Source organism: Plesiomonas shigelloides, assembly GCF_900087055.1.
Lineage (GTDB): Bacteria > Pseudomonadota > Gammaproteobacteria > Enterobacterales > CAMTGL01 > Plesiomonas > Plesiomonas shigelloides.
The window spans coordinates 2,820,256-2,836,132 of the sequence record NZ_LT575468.1; the positions used below are offsets into that span (position 1 = coordinate 2,820,256).

At 53.9% G+C, this 15,877-nt stretch carries 13 protein-coding genes; 1 reads left to right on the forward strand and 12 read right to left on the reverse strand.

Going from position 1 to position 15,877, the window contains the following annotated elements:
* Positions 1–195: 195 nt before the first annotated feature.
* The 10 genes from carB to murJ form a co-directional block, all read right to left on the reverse strand.
* Positions 196–3,414, reverse strand: coding sequence for a carbamoyl-phosphate synthase large subunit (gene carB / locus NCTC9997_RS12600; RefSeq protein WP_010864609.1), 3,219 nt, complete (start codon positions 3,412–3,414; stop codon positions 196–198).
* A 29-nt stretch (positions 3,415–3,443) separates the two neighbouring features.
* Positions 3,444–4,604, reverse strand: coding sequence for a glutamine-hydrolyzing carbamoyl-phosphate synthase small subunit (gene carA, locus NCTC9997_RS12605; protein WP_036770580.1), 1,161 nt, complete (start codon positions 4,602–4,604; stop codon positions 3,444–3,446).
* Between the two features lie 43 nt (positions 4,605–4,647).
* Positions 4,648–4,842, reverse strand: a complete 195-nt coding sequence (locus NCTC9997_RS12610) for a hypothetical protein (RefSeq protein WP_152136883.1) — start codon at positions 4,840–4,842, stop codon at positions 4,648–4,650.
* Positions 4,843–5,049: 207 nt separating this feature from the next.
* Positions 5,050–5,859 (reverse strand): 4-hydroxy-tetrahydrodipicolinate reductase, encoded by an 810-nt coding sequence (gene dapB / locus NCTC9997_RS12615; RefSeq protein WP_064978184.1) that lies wholly within the window; start codon positions 5,857–5,859, stop codon positions 5,050–5,052.
* Positions 5,860–5,947: 88 nt separating this feature from the next.
* Positions 5,948–6,892 carry a 4-hydroxy-3-methylbut-2-enyl diphosphate reductase gene (gene ispH / locus NCTC9997_RS12620; RefSeq protein WP_064978185.1) on the reverse strand — a complete coding sequence of 315 codons (945 nt, stop codon included), beginning with the start codon at positions 6,890–6,892 and terminating at the stop codon, positions 5,948–5,950.
* Between the two features lie 11 nt (positions 6,893–6,903).
* A complete protein-coding gene (gene fkpB / locus NCTC9997_RS12625) occupies positions 6,904–7,350 on the reverse strand; it encodes an FKBP-type peptidyl-prolyl cis-trans isomerase (RefSeq protein WP_039045891.1) in 447 nt (148 codons plus the stop codon).
* 235 nt (positions 7,351–7,585) lie between these two features.
* A complete protein-coding gene (lspA, locus tag NCTC9997_RS12630; protein ID WP_010864615.1) occupies positions 7,586–8,107 on the reverse strand; it encodes a signal peptidase II in 522 nt (173 codons plus the stop codon).
* On the reverse strand, positions 8,107–10,917 hold the full coding sequence (gene ileS / locus NCTC9997_RS12635; RefSeq protein ID WP_064978186.1) for an isoleucine--tRNA ligase: 2,811 nt from the start codon (positions 10,915–10,917) through the stop codon (positions 8,107–8,109). The genes lspA and ileS overlap by 1 nt, the downstream gene beginning before the upstream one ends.
* A gap of 37 nt (positions 10,918–10,954) precedes the next feature.
* Positions 10,955–11,893 carry a bifunctional riboflavin kinase/FAD synthetase gene (gene ribF / locus NCTC9997_RS12640; RefSeq protein ID WP_010864617.1) on the reverse strand — a complete coding sequence of 313 codons (939 nt, stop codon included), beginning with the start codon at positions 11,891–11,893 and terminating at the stop codon, positions 10,955–10,957.
* A gap of 67 nt (positions 11,894–11,960) precedes the next feature.
* A complete protein-coding gene (murJ, locus tag NCTC9997_RS12645) occupies positions 11,961–13,544 on the reverse strand; it encodes a murein biosynthesis integral membrane protein MurJ (protein ID WP_064978187.1) in 1,584 nt (527 codons plus the stop codon).
* Between the two features lie 210 nt (positions 13,545–13,754).
* Here murJ and rpsT point away from each other — a divergent pair, with 210 nt between their 5' ends.
* Positions 13,755–14,015 carry a 30S ribosomal protein S20 gene (gene rpsT, locus NCTC9997_RS12650; RefSeq protein ID WP_010864619.1) on the forward strand — a complete coding sequence of 87 codons (261 nt, stop codon included), beginning with the start codon at positions 13,755–13,757 and terminating at the stop codon, positions 14,013–14,015.
* A gap of 477 nt (positions 14,016–14,492) precedes the next feature.
* Here the strand turns inward: rpsT and NCTC9997_RS12655 are convergent, their stop codons facing one another.
* Both NCTC9997_RS12655 and nhaR read right to left on the reverse strand, forming a co-directional pair.
* Positions 14,493–14,873 (reverse strand): ArsR/SmtB family transcription factor, encoded by a 381-nt coding sequence (locus NCTC9997_RS12655; RefSeq protein WP_081632920.1) that lies wholly within the window; start codon positions 14,871–14,873, stop codon positions 14,493–14,495.
* Positions 14,874–14,933: 60 nt separating this feature from the next.
* Positions 14,934–15,851 (reverse strand): transcriptional activator NhaR, encoded by a 918-nt coding sequence (gene nhaR, locus NCTC9997_RS12660; RefSeq protein WP_010864621.1) that lies wholly within the window; start codon positions 15,849–15,851, stop codon positions 14,934–14,936.
* Positions 15,852–15,877: the final 26 nt, after the last annotated feature.

The following is a 15,877-nucleotide window of genomic DNA, read 5'->3' on the forward strand; positions in this document are numbered from 1 at the left end:
AGTGTCAGCAGAGGTAACAAGGCGCGACAAGCTGTAAAACGCACGCCTACCGGTAAGATTATTGGTCAGCTGCGCCGCCGCAAGAATCGTATCGGCTGATATGTAGCATAAAAAAGCCCGCCATTTGGCGGGCTTTTTGTTTCTTCATCACTTATCGACAAGTTTGCGATAAGTGCGACGTACGGATTATCGCGCTTATTTCACCAACTGGTGCATTTCCTGCACCGAAATCACGCTAGCGGTTGGGTCTGCCGCCATCGCCATCGCAGTGGCAAAGGCACCGTTCAAGGTGGTGTCATAGTGCACCTTGTACTGCAGGGCGCTACGGCGCAGCAACTTAGAGTCTTCAATCGCCTGACGACCTTCGGCGGTGTTGATGATGTAGGTGTACTCACCGTTTTTGATGCGATCTTGAATATGCGGACGACCTTCGTGCACCTTGTTCACCAGACGTGGGTTAATCCCCGCCTCACCCAGTACCACGGCGGTACCGTGCGTCGCATCCAGCTCAAAGCCCAACTTCAGCAACTTAGCCGCCAAGTCAATTACACGTTTCTTGTCACCGTGACGCACCGACAGCAGCGCACGTCCTTGACGCGGCACTTTGTAGTTACCGCCCAGCAAGCCTTTACCAAACGCTTCGGCGAAGGTGTTACCAACGCCCATCACTTCACCGGTAGAGCGCATTTCTGGGCCTAACAGTGGGTCAACGCCAGGGAACTTGTTAAACGGCAGTACTACTTCTTTGACTGAGTAGTATGGTGGGATCACTTCGCGCGTCACACCTTGCGCTGCCAAGCTTTGACCGGCCATTACACGCGCGGCAATCTTCGCCAATGGTACGCCAATCGCCTTGGAAACAAAAGGCACGGTACGCGCGGCACGCGGGTTCACTTCAATCAAGTAAACTTCGTTGTTCTTCACCGCAAACTGGGCATTCATCAGACCGCGAACACACAGCTCGAAGGCCAGTTTTTCCACTTGCTGGCGGATCACATCCTGAATCTCTTGGCTCAGGGTGTAAGCTGGCAGTGAACAGGCAGAGTCACCGGAGTGCACCCCGGCTTGCTCGATGTGCTCCATGATGCCGCCAATCAGCACTTGCTGACCGTCGCAAATGGCGTCCACATCCACTTCAATCGCATCATCTAAGAAGCAATCCAGCAGTACTGGCGCATCGTTAGACACACTGACTGCCGTGGTGAAGTAACGACGTAGGTCGACTTCATCGAACACGATTTCCATCGCGCGGCCACCCAGCACATAAGACGGGCGCACCACCAGCGGGTAACCCAGCTGTTTAGCCTGCTCAACCGCTTGCTCCATCGCTGTCACGGTGGCGTTCTTCGGCTGCTTCAGACCCAGACGGTTTACCGCTTGTTGGAAACGCTCACGGTCTTCGGCGCGGTCAATCGCATCCGGGCTGGTACCAATTACCGGTACCCCGGCTGCTTCCAGCGCACGCGCCAGTTTCAGTGGCGTTTGACCACCGTACTGAACAATCACGCCTTTTGGCTGTTCAACGCGGACAATTTCCAGTACATCTTCCAGCGTCACTGGCTCGAAGTACAGGCGATCGGAGGTGTCGTAGTCAGTAGACACCGTTTCTGGGTTACAGTTGACCATGATGGTCTCGTAACCGTCTTCACGCAGCGCCAATGAGGCGTGCACGCAGCAGTAGTCAAACTCGATACCCTGACCGATACGGTTTGGACCACCGCCCAGTACCATGATCTTGTCACGGTTGGTTGGGTTCGACTCACACTCTTCATCATAGGTGGAGTACAGGTACGCCGTATCGGTGGCAAACTCGGCGGCGCAGGTATCTACGCGCTTGTAGACTGGGAAAATCTCATGGCGATAACGCAGTTTGCGCAGCTCAGTTTCTGACACACCAACCAGTTTAGCCAGACGCGCATCGGAGAAACCTTTACGCTTAAGCACGCGCAGGAAGTCAGCATCCAGACCGGCAAAGCCCACCTCGGCCACTTTCTCTTCCAAACGCACCAGCTCTTCAATTTGCACCAAGAACCAGCGGTCGATATTGGTCAGGTTATGCACGCCATCCACTGACAGACCCGCACGGAAGGCATCGGCCAGATACCAGATGCGGTCAGAGCCAGCTTCTTTCAGCTCATAGCGGATGCGCGTCAGCGCGTCAGCATCATCCAGATTCACCTTCGGATCGAAACCGGTCGCACCCACTTCCAGACCACGCAACGCTTTTTGCAGCGACTCTTGCTGGTTACGACCAATCGCCATCACCTCACCCACCGATTTCATCTGGGTGGTCAGGCGGTCATTGGCGCCGGCAAATTTCTCGAAGTTAAAGCGTGGGATCTTGGTGACGACATAGTCAATCGACGGCTCGAAGGACGCCGGAGTGCGACCACCGGTGATGTCGTTCATCAGCTCATCCAAGGTGTAGCCGACTGCCAGTTTGGCTGCCACTTTGGCAATCGGGAAACCCGTGGCTTTAGACGCCAGCGCCGAGGAGCGCGATACACGCGGGTTCATCTCGATGACAATCATGCGGCCATCTTTCGGGTTCACCGAAAACTGCACGTTTGAGCCGCCGGTTTCCACGCCGATTTCACGCAGTACCGCCATCGAGGCGTTACGCATCAGTTGGTATTCTTTGTCGGTCAGGGTTTGTGCCGGCGCAACCGTAATGGAGTCACCGGTGTGGATCCCCATCGGATCTAAGTTTTCAATCGAGCAAACGATGATGCAGTTGTCGTTCTTATCCCGCACCACTTCCATCTCGTACTCTTTCCAACCGATCAGCGATTCGTCAATCAGCAGCTCGTTGGTTGGTGACAAGTCCAGACCACGAGTACAGATTTCCTCGAACTCTTCACGGTTGTAAGCAATACCGCCACCGGTGCCGCCCATCGTAAATGAAGGGCGAATGATGCACGGGAAACCCACTTGTTCTTGTACGCCGTAAGCTTCTTCCATGGAGTGTGCGATACCACAACGCGCGGTATCCAGACCGATTTTCTTCATCGCCTGATCAAAGCGGCGGCGGTCTTCGGCTTTATCAATGGCGTCGGCGGTTGCACCAATCATCTCCACCCCGAACTCCGCCAGCACGCCATGACGCTCCAGATCCAGCGCACAGTTCAGTGCCGTCTGACCGCCCATGGTTGGCAGCACCGCATCAGGGCGCTCTTTTTCAATGATTTTGCGCACGACTTGCCACTGCACCGGCTCGATATAAGTCGCATCAGCCATTTCAGGGTCAGTCATGATGGTCGCCGGGTTGGAGTTAACCAGAATAACGCGGTAACCCTCTTCACGCAGCGCCTTACAGGCCTGCGCGCCGGAATAGTCAAATTCACACGCCTGACCGATAACAATCGGACCCGCACCCAGGATTAGAATACTTTTAAGATCAGTACGTTTTGGCATTGCTTAACAACTCCTGCTGCTGCGGCTGATTATTGCTGGTTTGCGTTTTGGTTCTGACGATATTGCTCAATCAATTCGATGAAGTGATCAAACAGCGGTGCGGCATCGTGCGGGCCTGGGCTTGCTTCTGGGTGACCCTGGAAGCTAAATGCTGGCTTGTCCGTACGGTGAATCCCCTGCAACGAGCCATCAAACAGTGACACGTGGGTTGCACGTAAAGTGGCTGGCAACGTGGCTTCATCTACGGCAAAACCGTGGTTTTGCGCGGTGATCATCACCACATTACGGTCTAAATCTTTCACCGGATGGTTGCCGCCGTGGTGGCCGAACTTCATCTTCACGGTCTTGGCACCGGAGGCCAGTGCTAACAGCTGGTGACCTAAGCAGATACCAAAAACAGGGATATCGTGCTGCAGCAGCTCTTCAATAGCACTGATCGCGTAATCGCACGGCGCTGGGTCGCCTGGGCCGTTGGACAGGAACACCCCATCCGGATTGAGCGCCAGCACATCCGCCGCTGGCGTTTGCGCCGGAACAACAGTCAGGCGGCAACCTCGGTCCACCAACATCCGCAGGATATTGCGCTTCACACCGTAGTCATACGCCACCACATGGAATGGCAGGTCATCATTGTTTGCCGCCTGTGGCAGGCCGTTTTGCAGCGTCCAGCTACCTTGCGTCCAGTTGTAGGCTTCGGCTGTGGTGACTTCTTTGGCTAAATCCAGACCACTCAAACCGCCAAAGGCGCGCGCTTTTTCCAGCGCCAGCGCGGCATCTGGCTGTGCGCCGGCAATGATGCAACCATTTTGGGCACCTTTTTCGCGCAGAATGCGGGTCAATTTGCGGGTATCAATATCAGCGATGCCGACAACGTTGTGGCGTTTGAGATAATCAGAAAGGGTTTCGGTACTGCGGAAGTTACTGGCAATCAGGGGTAAATCACGAATTACAAGACCTTGAGCATGAACGGCGGGGGATTCTTCATCTTCTGGGTTGGTGCCGACATTGCCAATATGAGGATAAGTAAGAGTAACAATCTGGCGGGAATACGAAGGATCAGTAAGAATTTCTTGGTAACCGGTCATCGAGGTATTAAAAACAACTTCGCCGACCGCCGAGCCTTCTGCGCCGATTGCGGTACCTTTGAAGACTGTGCCGTCTTCGAGAACTAACAGTGCCGACCTACTCAAAACAACCTCCATGAATATTTAATCTTTTTTACCACATAACCATTCATACATGAGAGCCAAAAGCGCTGTCAATCATGTTAAATAATGAATTTTTGGCAAATTGCGCGAATTCTATAGACGGGCTTACCGCTTGTCCAGAAAAAACTCCCACTTTAGACACAAAAACCGCCAACACAGCGAAATAACGCCACGCCAGCGCTAAAAGTAAGATAAAAACACAAAAGATAACCGTTTGCATGAAGAGATAACTTTCACCCGCAGTAAAATACGCAGTAAAAACGGCAAAAATCTCGACAAAGGGGAAAAGACAAAAAAAAACCGCACAAGACACCAACTAATGATATCAATAGTGCGATTTCGATGTGAAATGCTTATTTTAACAAGAAAAGTGCACAGCAATATGCATGCTTACGAACGTGTCACTCGATCCGTTAGTAACACGCCATTAAAGGTTGTGCAACCCAAGCACATCCTTCATGTCATACAACCCCGCTGGCTGATTATGCAACCAGTTTGCCGCGCGCACAGCGCCATTAGCAAAGGTCATGCGGCTGGATGCCTTGTGTGAAATCTCCACTCGCTCACCGATATCAGCAAATATCACGGTGTGCTCACCAACGATGTCGCCTGCTCGCACGGTCGCAAAACCAATGCTGTCGCGTGGGCGCTCACCGGTGTTCCCTTCACGGCTGTACACGGCGCATTGTGATAAATCCCGTCCTAGCGTGTCGGCAATCACTTCCCCCATCGATAACGCAGTACCGGATGGTGCATCAATTTTATGACGATGGTGCGCTTCGATGATTTCGATATCGGTGTAATCGCCCATCACCTGCGCCGCTTTTTCCAACAGCTTGAATACCAGATTGACGCCCACACTAAAGTTAGAGGCAAACACGATCCCGATGTCGGCACTGGCATCGGCAATCGCCTGCTTACCGTCAGCATCAAAACCAGTGGTCCCGATCACCATATGTTTGCCGTGCTGACGGCAATAAGCCAAATGGGTCAAGGTGGCGGCCGGTACGGTAAAGTCGATCAGGATATCGAAATCATTTCCGATAGCATCCAGTGACTCTTGTACCGTCACCCCCAATGGACCGACACCGGCCAATTCGCCAGCATCCGCACCAATCAAGCTGGAGCCGGAGCGCTCAAGGGCGGCGCCCAGTGTAACGCCGGAGGCGGCATACACAGCCTGAATCAGTTGACGTCCCATACGACCGGCGGCGCCGGCAATTGCGATTTTGATCATGTCTCTTCCTTTTTTGTTGTAATCCGCTGCCGACCCTGAGCCGGTAAACACAAAAAAGGAAGCCCGTGGCTTCCTTTTTATTTAACCTTTAATCAATTTGCTGCACCCGCAATTCGCGTGGAACCTCAAAGGTGATGTTTTCTTCTCGCCCTTCGGTTTCGGTAACAGTCACCGCTCCGAGGTCTTGCAAGCGGGCAATCACGGCCTGCACCAACACCTCTGGCGCTGATGCGCCCGCCGTAACGCCGACAGTGTCCACGCCCTGCAACCACGCTTCATCGATATCTTCCGCACCATCAATCAGATAGGCGGCTTTCCCCGCTCGACGCGCCAGCTCAGCTAAGCGATTCGAGTTAGACGAGTTTTTCGAGCCGACCACCAGCACCACTTGTGCCTGCTCGGCTAACTGGCGTACCGCCTCTTGCCGGTTGGTGGTGGCATAACAGATGTCGTCTTTGCGCGGACCGATGATGGCCGGGAAATGCTGACGCAGTGCATCAATCACTTCTGACGTATCATCCACCGACAGCGTGGTCTGGGTCATGAAGCACAGATTTTCTTGGTTTTTGACCACCAGTTTCGCCACATCCTCGGGCGACTCCACCAGATACATGCCACCTTGCGGATTGCTGTACTGGCCCATGGTGCCTTCCACTTCAGGGTGACCGGCATGGCCAATCAGTACCGCTTCCATGCCCTTGCGACTGGCGCGCGCAACTTCCATATGCACTTTCGTCACCAGTGGACAGGTAGCATCAAACACGCTCAGATCGCGTGATTTGGCTTCGGCGCGCACCGCCTGCGAGACACCGTGCGCCGAAAAGATCACGATGCAGCCATCCGGCACTTCATGCAAATCTTCGACAAACACGGCCCCGCGCTGGCGCAATCCTTCCACAACGTAGCGGTTATGCACCACTTCATGGCGAACATAAATCGGCGCGCCATATAACTCCAGCGCCCGCTCGACAATGCTGATCGCACGGTCAACGCCGGCACAAAAACCACGGGGATTGGCTAACAGGATCTGCATGCAGTTGTCTCTTAGTCAGCGGCCGGATGCACTGCCATTACCTCAAGATCGAAGGTAACAACTTGTCCAGCCAAGGGGTGGTTAAAATCAACGGTGACCGATTCGCCGGCAACCGCCTTAATCATGCCCGGGATCTCCTGCCCGCCCGGCTGGGCAAACAGCATGATCATCCCTGGTTGCGGCTCGGTTTCAGTACTGAACCGGCTACGCTCAAAATGGTACACGTTATCAGGACTTGGCAGGCCAAAGGCCTCTTCCGGTTGCAGCGTAAAGCGCTTAGTATCGCCGGCTTTCAGGCCTTGCAACTGCGCTTCCAGTGCCGGTGATAACGAGCGGTTGCCGAGCTGAAACAGTGCCGGCTTGCCCTGAGTGCGGGTCGAGTCTGCGGCACTGCCATCCGCCAACCATAAATCAAAGTGGATCAGAACTTGGCTATTCGGTCCAATGCGGGCTTCCATACTGCTTGCGTCCATACTGTCATTTCCTTATCGCGGCGCTTGATCCCTAAGCCTTGGATGATTTTTTGGTGGCGATGATGCGTTCATCACCGCACCTAAAAGCTACAAGGTCGTTTACTTAAGCAACAGGCCGGCCGAAGCCAGCCTGTTGGCCGGTCGCCGACCTATGTTGATATAAGCCGGCGCCCTATTTTCATTTTCACACCTAAGTCAAAAACCGAGGTCAGATGCCGAATTAGCGCGCCTGATCGGATTTCCCTGAAGATGCACTGTCATCGGCCGGAGCCAGAAAACCTTCCAGCACCACCAGCGCCGCACCGACACAGATGGCGACATCGGCCAGATTGAAGGCCGGCCAGTGATAGCTTCCCCAATAAAAATCGAGGAAGTCGACCACAAAACCATGGACCAGTCGGTCAAACAGGTTACCCAGCGCACCACCGATAATCAGGGCGTAGGCACCGTTGGCCAGCTTGTGGCTGGCCGGAGTGCGATACATCCAGACACTCAGAGCACCGGTTACCAACAGGGCGATGGCGGCAAAGAACCAACGCTGCCAACCGCTATGTTCGGCTAAAAAGCTGAACGCTGCCCCCGGGTTTTGTACATACGTCAGATTAAAAAATGACGTTACCGGGATCAGCTCATACAGCGCTAAGTGGTTCATAAACCAGAGTTTGCTACCGATATCCAGTACAAACACCAATGCAGATAGCCACAACCAGCGCAATCCTGTCGATAATAAAGGTTTCTTCATCAGGCAAACTTACGTGTTTCGCCGTCACCGGCAATGTTAGTTACACAACGACCGCACAGTGTCGGGTGCGCAGCAACGCTACCGATGTCTGCCGCGTAGTGCCAGCAACGTGGACACTTGGCATTCTCGGAGCGGATCAGCTTGATCGTCAGTCCTTTGTTTTCGGTCGCTACGGCTTCAGCCGGTGCATTGTCCAGTGCAGCCACATCGGCCTTGGAGGTCAGCAGCACGAAGCGCAGCTCGTCACCGAGCGCAGCCAGTTTCTGCTGCAAAGAGGCATCGGCAAACAGGGTCACTTCCGCTTCCAGCGAGCCACCGACTTTCTTGTCGTTACGCGCCTGCTCAATCACCTTGTTCACTTCGCCACGCACGTTCAGAAGCTCAGCCCAGTAGGCGTCGTTCATCACTTCGCCTTCCGCCAAGCCGAACAGACCGTCGTACCACTCTTCAGTGAATACAAACTCTGAACGCTCACCTGGCAGGAAGTTCCAGATTTCGTCGGCAGTGAAGGACATGATTGGCGCCATCCAGCGTACCAGCGCTTCAGCGATGTGATACAGCGCAGTCTGGCAGCTACGACGAGCGATGCCATCGGTCTTCGCGGTGTACTGGCGATCTTTGATGATATCCAGATAGAACGAACCCATCTCCACGGAGCAGAACTGCATCAGACGCTGCACCACCATGTGGAAATCATACTCTTCGTAGGCTTTGATGATTTCAGCCTGCGCCGCTTGCGCACGACCTACCGCCCAGCGATCCAGTACCACCATCTCTTCTGGTTGCACCATATGCAGTTTCGGATCGAAACCGTTCAGGTTAGCCAGCAAGAAACGTGCGGTATTACGGATACGACGATAAGCATCCGCTGAACGCTTGAGGATCTCATCCGATACCGCCATTTCAGCGGTGTAGTCGGTTGAGGCAACCCACAGACGCAGAATATCGCCGCCCAGTTTGTTCATCACATCCTGCGGGCTCACCACGTTGCCCACGGATTTAGACATCTTGCGACCTTGACCATCTACGGTGAAACCGTGGGTCAGCACTTCGCGGTATGGGGCGGTGCCTTTCATCGCGGTGGAGATCATCAATGATGACATGAACCAGCCACGGTGTTGGTCAGAGCCTTCCAGATACAGATCGGCGCTGTGGCCGTTGAATTCTGGGCGCGCATCAACCACGGAAGCATGAGTTGAACCGGAGTCAAACCACACATCCAACGTATCGGGCACTTTCACGTAATCGGCGGCATCGCTACCTAAGATCTCAGTCGGATCCAGATCCCACCACGCTTGAATGCCTTTTTCTTCAACGCGTTTCGCCACTTCTTCCATCAACTCGACCGAGCGAGGATGCAGCGCTTCGGTGTCTTTATGCACGAACAGAGCAATTGGCACGCCCCACGTACGCTGACGGGAGATACACCAGTCAGGACGGTTAGCCACCATGGTCTCAATACGTGCCTGACCCCAATCCGGGATCCACTTCACGCCTTTGATTTCGTTCAGTGCTTGCTGACGCAGACCGGCTTGCTCCATGCTGATAAACCACTGTGGGGTAGCACGGAAGATGATCGGCGTTTTATGACGCCAGCAGTGTGGGTAGCTGTGCAGGAATTTCTCAAAGTGCAGCAGCGCGCCGCGCTCACGCAGCACGTCCAGCACAGAATCATTCGCTTTGAACACTGATTGACCGGCAAACAGCGGGGTGTCTGGCAGGTAAGTGCCGTCCGGCGCAACCGGGTTGGCCACTTCCAGATGGTATTTCTGGCCGACTACGAAGTCTTCCTGACCGTGACCTGGCGCTGTGTGTACCGCACCGGTACCGGCATCAGTGGTCACGTGCTCACCCAAGATCACCGGTACGGTGAAATCATAGAATGGGTGTTGCAGCGTCAGCAGCTCCAGATCCGAGCCACGGCATGTGCCCAGCACTTGCGCGCCTTCGATGCCGGCACGCTTAAGCACGCTTTCGGCCAAATCGGCAGCCAAAATCAGACGCTCGTCGCCAGCTTGGATCAGTTGGTATTCCAGATCGGCATTCAGAGCAACCGCGCGGTTAGCTGGCAGCGTCCACGGGGTGGTGGTCCAGATCACCACCGAGATAGTGCCGTGACCGGCAACAGTACCGAACTTAGCCAGGAACGCCGCTTCGTCCGCGACGTTGAAACGCACGTCAATCGCTGGGGAGGTCTTGTCGTAGTATTCCACTTCGGCTTCTGCCAACGCAGAACGACACTCGGTACACCAGTGCACCGGTTTAGCACCTTTGTGCAGGTGACCGTTACCGACAATCTTGGCCAGTGAACGGATGATGTTGGCTTCGGTGCCAAAATCCATGGTCAGATACGGATGATCCCAGTCACCCAATACGCCCAGACGGATAAAGTCTTTCTTCTGACCTTCCACCTGCTCGGCAGCATACTTACGGCACGCCGCACGGAATTCAGCCGCAGACACTTTTTCGCCCGGCTTACCGACCAGTTGTTCTACTTTCAGTTCAATTGGCAGGCCGTGGCAGTCCCAGCCCGGAATGTACGGAGAATCAAAGCCGGACAGTCCTTTGGACTTAATAATAATGTCTTTGAGGATCTTGTTTACGGAGTGACCAATGTGAATGTTACCGTTGGCGTACGGTGGGCCATCATGCAGGATGAAGGACTTCTTACCCTTCTTCGCCTGACGAATAGCGCCGTACAGATTGTTATCATACCAACGTTGCAACATACCAGGTTCGCGTTTGGCTAAGTCGCCACGCATCGGAAACCCTGTATCCGGAAGGTTCAGAGGGTATTTATTGTCACTCATTGATTCTCGATTCCGTATTTTCGGCAAAAAGAAAAAGTCAGCTTGCGACCGGCAGGTGGAAATAGTGGCGGGCGGTCCGGGCATCCTGCGCAATCTGCGCGGTGAGCGCTTCAAACGAACTGAAACGCATTTCCGGACGGATTTTTTCCCGCAGCACAACTTCGAGCTGACGGCCGTAGAGATTTACATTTATATCAAACAGGTGAACTTCCAGTTGCTGGCGCACACCATCAACTGTCGGGCGGGTTCCGATATTCGCCACGCCCGGTAAGGGGGTATCACCAATCCCCAGCACTTCCACCGCATACACGCCATTGACCGGCGCGACGCGGCGCTTCAGTGGAATGTTGGCGGTCGGGAAACCAATGGTTCGCCCGAGCTTGTTACCGTGCGCGACGCGGCCACTGATACTGTACGGCCGACCGAGCAGGCTTTCCGCCTGAGCCAGATCATCTTGGTATAACGCCTGACGGATAGCGGTACTGCTCACCCGCAGCGCATCAACGCAATAACTGTGGTTGTTGACGACGGCAAAACCGTGTTTCGCGCCAGCCTGCTGTAACAAGGCATAATCGCCATGCCGCCCAGCACCAAAGCGAAAATCGTCACCTACCCCCAGAAACTTAACACCCAACTTTTCAACCAGCAACTCTTCGACAAAGCGCTCTGCACTCATCGCCGCGAAATGGTGGTTAAAACTGACGCACAGCAGGCGGTCAACACCGGCGCGCGCCAGATGGACATACTTGTCACGCAGACGCATCAACCGAGCCGGTGCCAATTCCGGGGTAAACAACTCCTGCGGCTGTGGCTCAAACACCATCGCCGTCAGTGGCAAACCGAGCGCAACAGCATGCGCCTTCACTTGCGCCAAGACTGCCTGATGCCCCAGATGCACCCCGTCAAAGTTACCAATCGTCAGAACACAGCCGTGATGCTGTGGCTTTATGTTCTGAATACCGCGGATCAGCTCCATGGGCACGTTACCCTGTCAGATCTTATACAAAATTGTCGCCGATTATACCGCATCCGCCCCGATTGTCTTAGTGCGAGATGTCAGTATCTGCGCGTAAATGGCGCGGGCGCACGCCCAACAGCAAAAGGGCGGCAAAATAGACCACGGCCGCGAGCCCAATCAGGCCAGCCAACCACAGCATCCGCATACCATTATGCTGCGCTTGCCATAGGCTCAGCGCCGGCATGCAATAACTTACGGCCGCCGCCATCGCCAGACCGGCCAACGCCACTTTACCAATGAAAATCGCGCTATTGCGTTGGATGCGGTACACCCCGCTCACTGCCAGACCGCGATACAGCAGCCACGCGTTGAGAGTACCGGACATCGCCGAGGCCATCGCCAAGCCGACATAACTGAACGGGATCGCCAGCAGGTTAAAGCCCATGTTACTGATCATCGAGATGATGCCGTAGCGTACTGGGGTTTTGGTGTCTTGCCGCGCGTAATAGCCCGGCGCCAGCACTTTGATCAGCATGAAGCTCACCAAACCTGCGTTGAAGGCCAACAGAGATAACGAGGCGGCATTCACATCGGCAAAGGTAAATTCGCCGCGCATAAACAGCACCATCATCATCGGTTTGGCCAGCACCATAATGCCAAACATGGCGGGAATGCCGAGCAGGAAAATCATGCGCACGCCCCAATCCATGGTCTGGCTAAAGCGTTCGCTGACCGTCTCGCCTTCCTCTTTTTCGCTATGACGACGCGACAGCGCCGGCAAAATCACCGTCGCGATGGCAATCCCGAACAAACCGAGCGGGAACTCCAGCAGACGATCGGAGTAATACAGATAACTGATCGAACCGGTCATCAAGAAGCTGGCGATAAAGGTGTCGAGCAGCAAGTTGATTTGACTTACCGACACCCCGAACAGCGCGGGGATCATCAGGGTGCGAATTTTTTTCACCCCCGGATCATGCCAAGCCCATTTCGGCTTCACCAGCAATCCGGCTTTTTTCATGTACGGCAGCTGGAATAAAAACTGCAGCAGACCGCCTAAGAAAATACCGATCGCCAAGCCCACTTCCGGGTATTGGGTGTGCGGGGCAATCCAAATCGCTGCGCCAATCATCGCCACGTTCAGCAGTACCGGCGAAAACGCCGCCACCCCAAACTGACCGATGGTATTGAGCACCGCGCCAGATAAGGCCACCAAGGTGACAAACCACAGATACGGGAAGGTAATGCGCAGCAAGAATGACGCGAGCTCATATTTAGCGGCATCGGGGCCGCCATTGAGCCAATCCAAGAACCAGCCGGTACCGAAAATGGCCGCTACCACCGGCGAGCCAATCATCGCCAGCAAGGTCACAATGGTGACCAAACCGCCTAACGTACCGGAGACCTTAGCGATAAATTCGCGCGTCTTCGATAAATCACCGTCTTTTTGATACTCGGTCAGTACCGGCACAAAGGCTTGCGAGAACGCCCCTTCGGCAAACAGACGGCGTAAAAAGTTAGGGATTCGGTTAGCAAACAGGAAGACGTCTGCGGCGGCACCGGCACCAATCATGTTGGCAATAACGACATCCCTGACCAAACCCAGTACCCGGGATAACAAGGTCATCGAGCTGACAACCAACCCAGATTTCAACAATCGCTTACTCAAGATTTACTCACTCGTTGAAATACGTCTCTGACGCTGTATTCCAGCATTAAAAGCTGTTAAAATTACCCGTCATAATAACCGTCATGCGCTGCTTGCACCAGCCTTGGGAAAGCGGCGTTTATTTGCACAAATCCATTGACAAAAGAAGGCGAAAAAGGCATAGTCCTCGGCCTTTGAAATGTCCAAAAAGTTATATTTGGGAGTTGGACCTTGGCTAATATCAAGTCTGCTAAGAAGCGCGCTGTCCAAGCTGAGAAGCGTCGTCAGCATAACGCTAGCCGTCGCTCCATGATGCGTACTTTCGTTAAGAAAGTTTACGCTGCGATCGCGACCGGTAACAAAGAAACTGCAATGACCGCATTTGCCACCATGCAACCAGTTCTGGATCGCATGGCAAGCAAAGGCCTGATCCACAAGAACAAGGCTGCACGTCATAAAGCAAACCTGGTAGCTCAAATCAAAGCAATGTAATCATTGCCTGATTTAAGATACCGAGAAAAACCGGCTTGATGCCGGTTTTTTTTTGCCTGTCATTTACCGCTGGCTGCGCATTACGCACATTTCTCCCCGCTCTGCTCATCCCTTCCCTGATGCTTTAACTTTAACTTTGGCTTTGGTTTTGTCTGTGCACTTATCTGGGCTGTTGTGCTGGATGGTGGTTCGAGACCGTGGCTCTAAATTGTTGTGGTGCTAAGTGAAGTAAAGAAGAAGAAAAATAAAAATAAAAAGAAAGAGTAAGAAAATGACGGCGAGACAGAAAATCAAAAGCGAACAGGCGTGCGCCAACCTATTCCGGCGACGCACAGCCTTCAAACTATACCCAAACAACGTGAAGTTGTAGGTAGGCGGCAAGTGAGTGAATCCCCATGAGCATAGACAAGCTATGTGATTGGGGTGAACGAACGTAGCCAACACCCCTGCAGCTTCAAGTAGGAAGGGTATATTAGTTTAACCGACCGAATGCGACGCCGCGGACGGCTCACTATGCCGCTCTGGCACGTCGCTAGCCAGCTCAGCCTCTGAAGGCTGCTCCGCCGCGCAATACAAACGATGTAAGGTACGGATCACTTCCGCCACTGCATGGCTGCTTAACGAGTAGTAGACGGTTTGCGCTTCTTTACGCGTTTTCACCAGCCCATCGCGCCGCAACCAAGCAAGGTGCTGTGACAGTGCCGACTGGGATAAACCCAAGCGCTCGCTCAAAACGCCGACCGACACTTCTTTATCCTGTAAATGACATAAAATAAACAACCGGTGCTCATTGGCCATAGCCTTCAGCAGCGTGACGGCCTGACCTACATTACGCTCCATGTGTGCAATTTCAGACATATCTTTCATCATAGGATCACGAATACACCCGTTGTGGTGCTGCTCTATGCAACACGATGACTACTCTTCACCGAGCATAACGCCGAGCTGGCCGGAAAACAAATCCGTGAAATCCTCACTACAGACCCGCTTTACCGCCGGATGCTGGATCATACGATCCGCAAAAATGGCGTAATACTCTTCACATAATGTGGGCACTTTACCCAGCTCGACGGTCTGCCCGTCACTGCTCAGTTCAGCCACATACAACGATGGCGCGACAAAAATGGCATTGTGGTAGTGACCAAACGCCTTCATCAGTGCCGCATCATCAAACTCACCCAAGATCTGCACCTGCAGCCCTTGCTGATCCAGCCAAGTAAGCAGTTTGCGCCCCAGTGCCGAGCGACGCCCCGGCATCAGCAGCTTGCGCTCTTGTAGACAGGCCGGAAACGGTGCCTGTGGCGCCGGTTGGCGACACAGAAAGCTGATCCCGCACTCGCCCAATTTGACCGAGAACAGCCCTTCGCTTTGCGAGGAGTCCACCGGACAATCTGACAAGATCATATCCAGCTTGTGCTGGCTCAGCTGCTCCAAGAGCAGTTCGTGGGTGGATTCAAAACAGCGTAGATGGATTTGCTCACTCGGCGGCACTGCGGTTTGCAGTACCCGACTGACCAAACGCTTCGATAACGCATCCGCTACCCCAACATCAAACAGGATATTGGCTTCTTTGCGGTAATTGACGATATCCAGCATCTCTTGGCTAAGAGAGAACATCCGCTCGGCATAGCGATAGACCAGTTGCCCCAGCTCGGTAGGCTCCAGACCTCGGCCACTGCGTTTAAACAGTTTGCCATCCAGACGCTGCTCTAGCGCGCGGATCTGCCCGGTCACGGTTTGTGGGGTAAGGAAAAGAGTTTCGGCAGCTTTGGCCACCGAGCCGTGTTTGCACACAGCCCAGAAGTAGTACAGATGATTAAAATTCAGGTGCGACATACGCTTCTCACTTCATTAGCGGCTGC